This window comes from Pseudomonas sp. GW704-F2 (assembly GCF_059423025.1).
Genome location: NZ_JBWKXO010000003.1, coordinates 1 through 12,421, shown reverse-complemented (window position 1 = coordinate 12,421; position 12,421 = coordinate 1). Strand labels below are relative to the sequence as shown.

8 protein-coding genes are annotated in these 12,421 nt (G+C 60.1%); 7 read left to right on the top strand and 1 reads right to left on the bottom strand.

The features are described from left to right. The first annotated feature begins 39 nt into the window (after nucleotides 1-39). Both AC07W0_RS03495 and AC07W0_RS03490 read left to right on the top strand, forming a co-directional pair. Complete coding sequence (locus tag AC07W0_RS03495) at nucleotides 40-1,047, top strand: DMT family transporter (protein WP_102617014.1); 1,008 nt, start codon at nucleotides 40-42, stop codon at nucleotides 1,045-1,047. Between the two features lie 90 nt (nucleotides 1,048-1,137). Further along, complete coding sequence (locus tag AC07W0_RS03490; RefSeq protein WP_102617013.1) at nucleotides 1,138-2,058, top strand: bifunctional helix-turn-helix transcriptional regulator/GNAT family N-acetyltransferase; 921 nt, start codon at nucleotides 1,138-1,140, stop codon at nucleotides 2,056-2,058. 33 nt (nucleotides 2,059-2,091) lie between these two features. Here AC07W0_RS03490 and AC07W0_RS03485 read toward each other — a convergent pair whose 3' ends face one another. Further along, complete coding sequence (locus tag AC07W0_RS03485) at nucleotides 2,092-3,495, bottom strand: MFS transporter (protein ID WP_017846428.1); 1,404 nt, start codon at nucleotides 3,493-3,495, stop codon at nucleotides 2,092-2,094. Between the two features lie 352 nt (nucleotides 3,496-3,847). On the opposite strand from AC07W0_RS03485, the gene AC07W0_RS03480 reads away from it, so the two are divergent. From AC07W0_RS03480 to AC07W0_RS03460, 5 genes are all read left to right on the top strand, one after another. After that, nucleotides 3,848-6,556, top strand: a complete 2,709-nt coding sequence (locus AC07W0_RS03480; RefSeq protein ID WP_102617012.1) for a type VI secretion system Vgr family protein — start codon at nucleotides 3,848-3,850, stop codon at nucleotides 6,554-6,556. Continuing rightward, on the top strand, nucleotides 6,553-8,454 hold the full coding sequence (locus AC07W0_RS03475) for a phospholipase D-like domain-containing protein (RefSeq protein WP_046491015.1): 1,902 nt from the start codon (nucleotides 6,553-6,555) through the stop codon (nucleotides 8,452-8,454). Before AC07W0_RS03480 ends, AC07W0_RS03475 begins: the two co-directional genes overlap by 4 nt. Next, nucleotides 8,454-9,737 (top strand): SEL1-like repeat protein, encoded by a 1,284-nt coding sequence (locus AC07W0_RS03470; protein WP_102617011.1) that lies wholly within the window; start codon nucleotides 8,454-8,456, stop codon nucleotides 9,735-9,737. Before AC07W0_RS03475 ends, AC07W0_RS03470 begins: the two co-directional genes overlap by 1 nt. Before the next feature lie 99 nt (nucleotides 9,738-9,836). Continuing rightward, nucleotides 9,837-10,931, top strand: a complete 1,095-nt coding sequence (locus tag AC07W0_RS03465; RefSeq protein WP_046491010.1) for an SEL1-like repeat protein — start codon at nucleotides 9,837-9,839, stop codon at nucleotides 10,929-10,931. Nucleotides 10,932-11,040: 109 nt separating this feature from the next. Next, nucleotides 11,041-12,421 (top strand): CHASE4 domain-containing protein (locus AC07W0_RS03460; RefSeq protein ID WP_146013157.1); only part of this gene is annotated, 1,381 nt, incomplete at its 3' end.

Genomic DNA, 12,421 nt, shown 5'->3' with positions numbered 1-12,421 from the left:
GGTTATGCACCATGACCCACCACCTCATGGAAAACCCTGATGACTTCCAGTCACACCTCACTGTTCGCCGGTGTCGTCCTTGCGCTCATTGCGACCCTCGGCTGGGCGCTGAACTTCATTGCGCCCTATATCACCGGCGACTACAGCCTTTACGACCTGATGGCCGTGCGGTTTTTGATCGTCGGTGGGCTGGGTGTCGTCGGGGTACTGCTGTGCCGCGGCCAACTGCGGCGGCTTCGGCCAGGCCAGCTCTGGCTCGCCGCAGCGCTGGGCGCATTGGGTTGCCTCGGTTACGGCCTGTGCATTGCCGCTGGCGTGATGTTTGGCGGCCCGGTGCTGACGCCCGCGTTTGTCGGCATGGTGCCGGTGTTGCTCGCATTGATCGGCAACACCCGGCACAAGACCGTTCAGTGGCGGCGCCTGGTGTTGCCCTTGGCGTGCCTCACGCTGGGCCTCGTGCTGTCGAATATCGGCAGCCTCCATCAGCCCTCAGTGGGCAACCGCTCGTGGTTGGCAGGCGTGTTGTTCTCACTGAGCGCGGTCGCCTTATGGTTAGGGTTCAGCGTGATCAACCAAAAACAGCTGGCAAACCTTCCAGCGCAAGTCACCGGCCTCTGGACCGCGCTGATGCTGGTCGGTGCCGGTGGCACGACCCTATGCCTGTTACCGGTCATGTATACCCTTGGCCTGCTCGAACTGCCGAGCCTGGGATTCGGCTTTGCCCATGCCGGGCCGCTGTATGCCTGGAGCCTGACCATCGCGGTGATGTCCACCGTGGTCGGCGCCTGGGCCTGGAATGCCGCGACCCGACGCCTACCCATGGTGCTCAGCGGCCAATTGATTGCGCTTGAATCGCTGTTCGCCACCCTGTTGGGCCTGGGGTTTCACGGGCGCTGGCCGTCGCTGATGGAAACCGCCGGCCTCGCTGCGGTGCTGAGCGGTGTGGTCATGGCCATTCGTATCATCCTGACGGAAGGTGCATCGACGACCCGCACGCGGGGCATCTGGTGCAGGAAGACGCACCGGAAGCCATCGTCGCCGCGCTGATGAAGGTGCTGTTCGGCTGAATTAAACATATTGACATGATTGCCTAAGGCAACAATATAATTGCCAAAGGCAACCATCAGAGCGTACATCATGTCCACTCCCCTGCTTGTGCAGCGCGCCGGTATCGTGCGCGGCTTCAACCGTTTCTATACGCACCAGATCGGCGTGCTGCAGGAACACCTGCTGCAAAGCGACTTCTCCCTCACCGAAATCCGGGTGATGTACGAACTGTCCTCGCGTGGCGACCTGACCAGCGCCGACTTGTGTCAGATGCTCAGTCTCGACGCGGGTTATTTAAGCCGGTTGATCAGCGGGCTAGAGAAGAAGGGCTTGATCCAGAAAGTCCGCTCGATCACCGATGCGCGCGCGGTGCAACTGCACCTCAGCGACCTCGGCCGGTCAGTCCTGGCTCCGCTGGAAGAGAAAACCCAGCAAGAAGTCATTGCCTTATTGAGTGCCTTGCCCGAGCCGCAACAACAGCAATTGACCGCAGCCATGCAGCGCATTCAGACGTTGCTGCAAGGCAGCACGCCGAACTACGTGTTGCGCGACCCACAACCTGGCGATATGGGCCTGGTGGTGCAGCAGCAATCGGCACTGTATGCGCGAGAATACCAATGGAATTGGGAGTTCGAAGCGTTGGTGGCGGAGATTGTCGCCAAGTACCTGCGCGAGTTCGACCCGACCCGTGAGCGCTGCTGGATCGCGGAGAAAGACGGCGCGGTGGTGGGCTCAGTGTTCGTCGTGCGCCATGACGACAGCACCGCTAAGTTGCGCATGCTCTACGTCGACGCGAGTGCGCGGGGCCTGGGCATCGGCCAGCGCCTGGTGGACGAATGCCTGCGCTTTGCCCGACATGCCGGGTACACACGCATGATGCTGTGGACCATGAGCGCCCTCACCGACGCACGCAGGCTCTACCAGAAAGCCGGTTTTGAGCTGGTTGAAGAAGAGCCCACCCTCAGTTTCGGCAAGCCATTGGTCAGCCAGACCTGGGCGCGTGCGTTGTGATGCGGGGCTGGCACGACTCAAGCCCCGCCCGGTTTACAGGTCGGTGATTTCCTTGTGGCGCGGCACGAGCGTCTTCATCACGCTCCAGGCCACCAGGTACGCCAGCGCACAGATCGCGAACATGATCATGTAGCCGGTGTGGATATCGCCGATGGACTTGTAATAATCGAACACCCAGCCGCCGACCTTGGTCATCACCACCCCGCCCAGGCCACCGGCCATGCCGCCAATACCGACCACCGAGGCCACGGTTTTCTGCGGGAACATGTCGGACACGGTAGTGAAGATATTGCACGACCACGCCTGGTGCGCCGACGCTCCCACGCCGATCAGCAACACCGGCACCCAGAAGCTGATGTAGCCCAACGGTTGCGCCAGCAGCACCACCAGCGGGAACAGCGCGATGACCAACATGGCTTTCATGCGGCCGTCGTAGGGCGCATCACCACGGGCCATGAAGTAGCTGGGGAACCAGCCGCCGCCGATGCTGCCGACCATGGTCATGCTGTACAGCACCGCCAGCGGCATGACGATATCGGCGCCTTTCATGCCGTACTGCGCCGACAGGTAAGTCGGCAGCCAGAACAGGAAAAACCACCACACGCCGTCAGTCATGAACTTGCCGAAGGCAAAGGCCCAGGTCTGGCGATAGGTCAGCAGTTTGAACCATGAGACTTTTTGCGACGCCGCGCCTGCAGCCTGCGCGGTGAACGGCTGGACCGTCTGATCGCTGCGGATGTAGGCCAGTTCCTCGGCCGACAGGCGTTTTTGCTGATCGGGCTTTTCATACAGCGCGGCCCACACCGCGACCCAGATGAAGCCGAGCATGCCGATGATCATGAACGCCGCTTCCCAGCCCCACACCCCGGCGATCAGCGGCACACAGATCGGCGCCAGGATCGCGCCGACGTTGGCGCCCGAGTTGAAAATGCCGGTGGCCAGCGAGCGTTCTTTCTTGGGGAAATACTCGGCGGTGGCCTTGATCGCAATCGGGAAGTTGCCCGCCTCGCCGATCGCCAGTACCGCACGGGACAGCATAAAGCCCGCGATCGACACCGGAATCACCGCCAGGCCAATCGCGCCGCTCACGGCCGCGATCCCCTCACCCATCGGCACCGCGAACGCATGCATGATGGCGCCGGTGGACCAGATGCCGATTGCCACGACATAGGCCGCCTTGGTGCCGATCTTGTCGACGAACCGCCCGGCGAACAGCATGGAAATCGCATAGACAAACTGGAACACCGCCGCAATGTTCGCGTAATCGGTGTTGCTCCAGCCAAATTGCGTGGACAACTGTGGCGCCAACAGGCTGAGCACCTGGCGGTCGAGGTAGTTGACGGTGGTGGCGAAGAACAGCATCGCGCAGATGGTCCAGCGATAGTTGCCTACCGCTTGGCCCACGCGATGGGCGTTGATGGGCTCGTTCAAGTTCATGGCATCACTTTTTATTTTTGTTAGATAAGACATATGCAACGTCATATGTCGTCGTACAACTGCGACTTTTATAGCGGGCGCCCTCTGCGCTGTCAATCTGAAAGATTGCCGTTTATCTGGGGGTTATGCGGATACAGCGCTGGCCATGAAAACCCTGGTTATAGGATGACATGCCAAATCGCCAAGTTCGGCGCCTCACCGGGGACATCGTCGAGCACGCCGCATTCCCTGTGTGAGAGGGGGCGCAAAAACACGTTCAGGAAGTGGCTGTCTCGTAAAGGCGAATCTTCCGACATTAATCACCGAGACCAAATCTTTACTCTTCGGGCTTTCGCGCCTAGGAGTAAAAGGAATGGCTTCCAGCGTATTACCGAGCGTTTTCTTCGACCATCGTCGGCACACGCTCACTGTTTGCGATGTTGACGAGTCGCTCGACGTCCTGGCCTTCGAGGGCACAGAAGGCCTGAGCCAACCATTCAACTATGCTGTGGAATTCACCAGCACCGATGGCGACATTGCCGCTGAAAAGATGCTCGGCCAAAACGCCTGCTTCAGTCTGTACGGGGCGCCGCAGCCTCCGCCCTTTCGCGGCCTGAGCGTGCCCTCGAGCGAACCGCTGCGCGTCTTGCACGGCGTGGTTACCGGCTTCAAACGCCTGTCCGGCTCCGTTGATGAAGCCCGCTACGAAATCACTCTGCAACCGCGCCTGGCCCTGCTTGGGCGTGGCCGCCAGTTCCGCATTTATCAACACCAATCTGTCCCGCAGATCGTCGAAAGCATCCTGCGCAGCCGCCACGACTTTGAAGGCCAGGACTTCCTCTTCAAGCTGGTGCGCGAATACCCCAGGCGCGAGCAGGTCATGCAATATGGCGAAAGCGACCTGGCCTTTATCTCGCGCTTATTGGCCGATGTGGGCATCTGGTATCGCTTCACCCACGATGAGCGGTTGAACATCGATGTGGTGGAATTTCACGACGACCAGCGTCATTACACGTTCGATGTCGAGCTGGCCTACCGTCCGCAATCCGGGCTCAGCAGCGGCGGAAAAGACAGCACGTGGGGCCTGCAATCGAGCCACCACGTGGTGGAAAAACGCGTCAACATCCGCACCTACCATCACCGCGTGGCCAACGCTCACCTGAATGGCGAGATCGACCAAACGCGTGGCGCCAGCGGTACCTACGGCGAGGCTTATCACTACGCCGAAGCGTACACGGGGATAGGCGACCGATACGCCCATGACGAAGACCTGCAAAGCGAAAGTGGCTACTTCTATGCTCGCCTGCGTCACGAGCGTTACCTCAACGGCCAGACCCGACTCAGCGGCGTCAGCAGTAGCGCCGCCCTGACGCCCGGCCAGGTCCTGAACATCTCCGGCGGCGCGCCGCAGGCCTTTGCTCCCGGCGCGGTGATCACGCAACTGACCACCCACGCCGCCCGCGATCGCAGTTTTGAAATCAACTTTGAAGCCATTCCCTACTCGGAAACCGTGTGCTTTCGCCCAGCACTGCCGCCAAAACCTCGGATCGCCGGCACCGTCCCGGCCCGCGTCACCAGCCCGCAGGAGCACGACCCCTACGGCCACATCGACATCGAAGGCCGCTACAAGGTCAATTTCCTGTTCGACCGCGACACCTGGAAACCCGGCGAAGAAAGCCTCTGGCTCCGCCTGGCCAGGCCCTACGCCGGCGACACTCACGGCTTACACCTACCGCTGATCCCCGGCACCGAGGTGGCGATCGCCTTTGAACAAGGCGACCCCGACCGGCCCTACATCGCCCATGCCCTGCACGACAGCCAGCATCCTGACCATGTGACCTTGCGCAACTACAAACGCAACGTCTTGCGCACCCCCGCCAATAACAAATTGCGCATGGACGACACGCGGGGGCAAGAACACGTGAAGCTCAGTACTGAGCACAGTGGTAAGAGCCAGCTCAACCTGGGGCATTTGGTTGATGCCAAGCGCCAACCGCGAGGCCAGGGCGCGGAGTTGCGGACCGATGGGCATGCCGCCATTCGTGCCGGCAGTGGGATCTTGATCAGTGCCGACGCGCAACCCAAGGCTCAGGGACACATGCTGGAAATGAGCGCCGCGCTGGGCCGGTTGCAACAGGCGAGTGACCAGTTGGAAGGATTATCGACCGATGCCCAGGCCGCCAACGCAGATCCAGCGGATGTGCAAGCGCAACTGAAATTGATGCGAGACCAGCTCGATCAACTCAAGGCCTCGGTCGTATTGCTCAGCGCCCCCCAAGGCGTTGCCGTCACCAGCGGCCAGCACCTGCAATTGGCCGCTCAGGACAACCTGATGATCAACGCCGGAGCCGAGGCGGATATCAGTGTGGTCAAGCGCCTGTTTATAGGCGTGGGCCAAGGATTGAGCCTGTTTGTACGCGAGTTGGGCATCAAATTGATCGCCAACCAGGGGCCGGTGAGTGTCCAGGCACAGAACGACACACTGGAACTGATGGCCCGGCATGGTCTGGAGATCACCAGCTCCGAAGATGAAATCCGCATCGTTGCGAAAAAGAAAATCACCCTGAATGCCGGCGGCAGCTACATCACCCTCGATGCGAGCAGCATCGAGTCAGGGACCCTGGGCGACTACCTGATCAAATCGGCGTACTTCGAAGCCCTCGGTCCAGCCAGCCAGAAAGCCGCAGATCCGGAGTACCCACAAAGCCTGTTCAAACAAGCGTTGCGGTTCAACGTGCCGCAAACCCCCAATGCCCCTGATCAAGGCTGGGCAGGCATGCCCTACACGCTCTACGCCGATGGTGCAGTGCTCAATCACGGCGTATTGGACAAGTCCGGGCAAGTGTCGATCGACCACGCGGTCGTGACGCAGCAGTACCGAATGGTGTTGGCCAACGGGGTGAGCTACCAGATCCCGGTGCCTACTGACTATCGCAATGCCGAACAAGCACACCTGGCCAATGGCGGCATGCACAACCACCTCTCGCGAGCCGACACCGAGGTGAGCCAACCCACATCGCACACGGATCACCGTGCCCTGTATGCCGCCGTGATCAATGACCAGGAAGGGAAAACTTCATGACTGAACCCGATATCGTCGCCCCCGTCGCCCTGCAACACACACAGCAGGTGACCTGCTCCGCGCCCTGGTACGTGCCGAACACCGAGTACCCTCCTGCGAAAGCCACCTATAAGCCGCTGATCAACGGTGAAGAAGCCTTCGAGGCCGTGCATCTGGCTATCGCCCAAGCCACTAAAACCATCGACATCATCTGCTGGGGGTTTCAACCGTCGATGTACTTTATCCGCGATGGCAGTGCCCCAAGCATTGGCGAACTGCTGATGACCAAAGCCGGGAAAGGGATCGAGGTTCGGGTGCTCGGTTGGGAGATGCCGTTCAATGCTGCGGGCGCAGGGGGCGAGGCCAACCTTCCCGGTAAAGGACCGCTTCGTATCAAGGATCGGGCGATGCAGAGCTCCACCGCTGACCAATATACCGAAGATCGGAAATGGTTTTCCCGATGTGCATTCGCCGATCACTTAGCGCCCGCGATCCGAGTGGCTCGTAATGTGCCGGTGTTTGTCGGCCGCGGTTTCAGCATGTATGAACGGGCTGAAATTGCCTATCAGGCCAAATACAAAAGCCTCGACCCACAGCTCAGCCTCAGCACGTTGGGCGTGCTGGCCAGCACTGCGACCCACCATCAGAAGACCGTCCTGATCGACTATGAACAGACAGACCGCGCCGTTGGTTTTGTCATGGGCCACAACATGCTTGACGAGTACTGGGACACCGACAAGCACTCAGCACTGAACCGCACCGAGGGCAGCAAGCCTGCACCCAATCGCGGGCCGCGTGGCAACACACCACGCCAGGATATTTCCAGCCAGATCAGCGGGCCGATTCTGGAGCACCTGCACCATAACTTCGCCACCGCCTGGCGCAAGGAAACCGGCGAAGACCTGCTCGCATCGCGCAAAGCGATGGCGGTGGCCCCCCAACTGCAATGCGCCCCCGGCGTCACCCGCCAGTTGGCCCAAATCGTGCGTACCCAGGCACAAGACGGCAAGCGCGATATCGAAAAGATCTACCTGAAGGCGGTCAACAACGCGACCCAATTCATCTACATCGAGAACCAGTACTTTCGCTGGCCGCCATTGGCCGAGGCCATCAAAGCGGCGGCCGAAGTCCAAACCGGCGCTGGGCGTGATCCGGGCCTGCATGGAAATTTACACCTGTTTGTAATCACCAATGCCAGCCCAGACGGCGTGGGGCCGGGGAGCTTGAACACCCAGCGCATGCTCGAAAGCCTCGGACGCGGCGATACCATTCCTGAAATCACCAAGTTGCAGCGCATTGAACAGGCCAAAGCCCAAGCCAACGCGCAGACGCCGACCTTGGCTGAACTGCTTGAGCGACAAGCCTTGCTCACGTTGACCAGCCTGACCGACGCACTGGGGGGTGGCGAGATAAGCGATAAGGCCCGTGAAGCCCAACGGGACGCCGCCAGAAACAATGCGTCTCGACAGATAGCTCTCAAAGCCCAGATCGCGGCGATTGAGCAAAGCACGCTTGAACCAGAGTCGCGCCCAGGCCTGAAAATCCACGTGTGCTCACTGGTCGCGCCTGATTCGCCGGCGGGGCAGCAGTGGATGCCGGTGTACATCCATTCCAAGCTGATGATCGTCAATGACGTGTTCACCACCCACGGCTCGGCGAATATCAACACGCGCAGCATGCAGGTGGATAGCGAGCTGAACATTGCGCATGAGTGGATGAGTGTGACGCGGGCGTTGCGGCGCAGGTTGTGGGATCTGCATACGAATGGGAGGGGGGCGCAGGATGATGTCGCGAAAGCATTCGATGCTTGGCAGGAGATCATCGATAAGAACAAGGATCGTCAATCCAAAAATTTGGCACCCATCACTCCGCTCGTCGAGTTTTATTACGGCGAAAAGTCCCTGACGGACCTCGACTAATGCACCGGGCCTTGTTGTTGACAAGCCTGCTGCTGGCCGCCTGCGATAACGGCAGCGTCCCTCCTCACTCATCCAAGGACACTTCTGTGAACCCGCTGACTGAGATCAAAAACAAGCTGGAGTTTACCTGCGTACATGAACAGATCCCTGCGCCGTCCGTCGAAACCGATGAGCTGTTCCAGTACGCTCGTTGGCTACAGAAAAACAACCTGCTGAAGCAGAACAAGACGGCCGATATTGAGATCGAGCGACTGTATCGCATCGCCACTGAGAATGGTCATCACAAAGCCAACATCAACCTGCAAAACGGCGCCATACGCGGCCACTTCGTGCTCAGTGGCGCCGAACACCTGCGCCTGAGCCAGCAACTGATCGACGCGAAGGTGGCGACGGGGTACTACTTTATCGGCCTCTTTCTGAAAAACGGCTCGGCTGGGCTGAAGCAGGATACGGCCATGTCATTGCGTTACTTTCGTAAGGCCGCCGATCAGGGCAGCGCGCAAGCCCAGTACGAAGTGGGGGACATACTGGCGCCAATCAACATTGCTCCGAACATCGCCCGGCAGATGCGCCGATGCTCGGCCGAACAGGGCCATGGTAAGGCCGCCAGGGCGCTAGGAGTTGACCTGTCGACAGATGGACACTATCAGGAGGCCCTTGAGGCATTTCAACTTGGGTTAATTGCAGGTGACAGCACCTCCGCGTCCTTTCTGAGTAAAGGCTTTCTCGGCCCCAAGTCGGATGATCGTTTGTACTACCTCGGCCAGCAGGAGGACCTTGAGCGCGCCGAACGCTATGAAAAAATCTGGCGAATTCTCGCAAACTACTCCTATGCTGCCCCCAAAGTCCCCGAAATCAACGACATCCTCCCCTTACCTCCCGCCAAACTCCCCACCTGGGACGGCAAACTGCAATGGCTAGAAGCACGCCTGGCTAATGTCCTGCCAGAAAAGCCCAGCGAAGCACTGATCCAGCAGTTGGCCAAAGCCAAACTCCTTGAACCTGCAACCGGCAGACCCACGCCCGACTCCCCCGCGTTCATCAAGGCCAGCTACCCCGAACCGACCTGTTCCAGCGGCCAGGCCTGCCCCCAGACTGGCTATTGGCGGGCATTCAGCCTGAGTCGCGATGTTTACGCGCGGTTCAACGATGGCGTGATCCGCCGTTTCGAGAAGAACGAGATCATGCCCACCCTGCAGGTTGAGAGTCACAAGCCACGGCTTTTGCTGCCCGACATCATCACAGTCAATGAGGAAAGCATCGAATGGCGGCTGTTGGGGTGAGGCATCTTTCGCGTCGGCGACAAGACAACCGGCGGCGGTACGGCTCTATCGGTCGCGTCGACATTATTAGGGTGGAAAGATCGTGAAGGACCTTGACTGATGTGCAGACTCCTATTGCTGACAAGCCTGCTGCTGGCTGCCTGCGATAACGGCAGCGCCCCTACTCACCCAACTCAGGACCCTGCCGTGAACCCACTGACCGAGATTAAAGCCAAGCTGGCCTTTACCTGTGTACACGAGCAAATTCCTTCGCCGTCCGCCGAGGCCGATGAGCTGTTCCAATACGCTCGCTGGCTCCAGAAAAACAACCTGCTCAAGCAGGATAAGGCGGTCGATCTGGAGATCGAACGGCTGTACCGTATTGCGTCCGAGAATGGCCATTACAAAGCCAACATCAACCTGCAAAACGGCACCATGCGCGGCCACTTCACGCTCAGTGGCGCCGAACACCTGCGCCTGAGTCAGCAATTGATCGACGTGAACGTGGCAACGGGATATTACTTTATCGGCGTTTTCCTGAAGAACGGTTCTGCCGGACTGAAGCAGGATACGGCTATGTCATTGCGCTATTTTCGCAAGGCGGCCGATCAGGGCAGTGCCCAAGCTCAGTACGCTGTAGGGGATATACTGGCGCCGATTGACATCGCGCCTGATGTTGCCCGGCAGATGCGCCGCTGTGCGGCTGAACAGGGTAATGGCGATGCAGCTATTGCTTTGGGTGTCGATCTTAAAAACGAGAGTCGGTACCAGGAAGCGCTTGAGGTCTTCCAGATGGGCGTTGTAGCTGGTCACGAGAGCGCTGCTGGTAGGTTGGAAGAAGCCTTTCGCGGTCATCCTCCCTCCGATAGGTTGTACTACCTCGGTCAACAGGAAGACCTCGAACGCGCTAAACGCTATGAAAAAATCTGGAGCCTGCTAGCGGACTACTCCTACGCCAACCCCAAAGTCCCCGAAATCAACGACATCCTCCCCTTACCTCCCGCCAAACTCCCCGCCTGGGACGGCAAACTGCAATGGCTGGAAGCACGCCTGGCCAACGTCCCGCCAGAAAAGCCCAGCGAAGCACTGATCCAGCAATTGGCCAAAGCCAAACTTCTTGAACCGACAACCGGCAGACCCACGCCCGCCTCTCCCGCGGCTGTTGGGATGAGGTTCCATGCCTCGAATCAACTAAGGGCACCCGCCCACACTTGAGCCAGGTACCGGGAGAATGGGCGCGCCGCGCCTCAAACGCTCATTTTCTGCGTAAGGCTGCCGATAGCCTGTCATCACCCTGACAAGCGGCGACGCCCTGCGGGAATCAATGCCAAATACCTTCGCCCCGATCATTCGTAACCTTTCCCAACGCACCAGCCTGTCGATGGCGCGCACGTCGTTGTTCCAGTGCGTGGCGCTGCTCGCCTGTGTGTTTGCGGCGGCCAGCTATTCGCTGGTGTACCTCGCCCAGGAACTGAACCGATTCGAAGACAGCGAAAGCGCCTTCTACACGCGCAAGGCGGTGCAGTCCCTGGAAAAATCCCAGCGCCTGACCGTCAAGGATTACGCATTCTGGGGCGATGCCTACAAACACCTGCACGTTTCCGTGGACACGGATTGGGCCTATACCCGCGAAAACGTCGGGCCCACGCTGTTTCATGATTTCGGTTTCCAAGGCGTATTTGTCGTCGACGACCTGGACCGCACGGTATACGCGTTGGTTGAGGGCAAGCTGCAACCGATTGAGCTGACCGAATGGCTCGACCAGCCCGTCGCGGCGCTACTCGAACAAGCGCGCGCAGGCGCCGCGACGGACACACCGGTCACGACGTTCATTAACGTGCGCGGCAACCCCACGCTGGTGGCGGCAGCGGCGATAACGCCCGGCACTGACCCCAGCGTGATCGCCGATGACCGAAAAGCCTCGGTATTGCTCTTCATCAACATCCTAGACAGCGCCAAGCTGACCGAAATCGGCAACGATTTTGGCGTCGATCACCTGCACATCGCCACACCCGATGAAATCGGCGAGACCTTGTTGTTTGCCTTAGGTGAGAACGGTGCCGCCGGCAGCCTGCACTGGCACCCCGAGCGGCCCGGTATGCGTTTGGTGGCTGTCGGTTTGCCGCTGCTGGGCCTGGCGGCGTTGCTGGTGTGCCTGATGACCTGGCTGATTGTGCGCCGCACCACGGCGGACGCCCAGGCCCTCGACAACAGCCACACCTCGCTGCAAGACAGTCAAAACGCGCTGGCCACCAGCGAAGCACGCTTTCGCGATGTGGTGGAAGCCAGTTCGGACTGGGTCTGGGAAATCGACGGCGAGTGGCGTTTCACCTACCTGTCGGAGCGTTTCGAAAGCGTCACCGGCCTGGACCGCCAGGCCTGGATCGGCGCCACGCTGTACGACCTGCTGGACACCGATGCCGGCGCCCTTTCTCAGTGGCTGACCACGCCCGGGCGGCTCGCGGATATCAGCCTGCAGTGTCGCTACGTCGACGCCCGGGGACGGGAGCGCACCACCCGGCTGTCGGCGCGCGAGATGCCCTGCGGCGGGTTTCGCGGCACGGCCACCGACGTCACCGAAGAAGTCGAGGCGCGTCGCCGCATCGAGTTCCTGTCCCAGCACGACGCCCTCACCGGGCTGCCCAATCGCACGCGCCTGCAAGCGTTTCTGGACGGTAAACTCAAAGCCTTGCCCACCCTCACCC

What these genes read in the sequence shown, in the direction of transcription:
- AC07W0_RS03480 (WP_102617012.1), top strand. Translation starts at nt 3,848, where the DNA reads ATGGCTTCCAGCGTATTACCGAGCGTTTTCTTCGACCATCGTCGGCAC.
- AC07W0_RS03490 (WP_102617013.1), top strand. Translation starts at nt 1,138, where the DNA reads ATGTCCACTCCCCTGCTTGTGCAGCGCGCCGGTATCGTGCGCGGCTTC.
- AC07W0_RS03470 (WP_102617011.1), top strand. Translation starts at nt 8,454, where the DNA reads ATGCACCGGGCCTTGTTGTTGACAAGCCTGCTGCTGGCCGCCTGCGAT.
- AC07W0_RS03465 (WP_046491010.1), top strand. Translation starts at nt 9,837, where the DNA reads ATGTGCAGACTCCTATTGCTGACAAGCCTGCTGCTGGCTGCCTGCGAT.
- AC07W0_RS03475 (WP_046491015.1), top strand. Translation starts at nt 6,553, where the DNA reads ATGACTGAACCCGATATCGTCGCCCCCGTCGCCCTGCAACACACACAG.
- AC07W0_RS03485 (WP_017846428.1), bottom strand. Translation starts at nt 3,495, where the DNA reads ATGAACTTGAACGAGCCCATCAACGCCCATCGCGTGGGCCAAGCGGTA.
- AC07W0_RS03495 (WP_102617014.1), top strand. Translation starts at nt 40, where the DNA reads ATGACTTCCAGTCACACCTCACTGTTCGCCGGTGTCGTCCTTGCGCTC.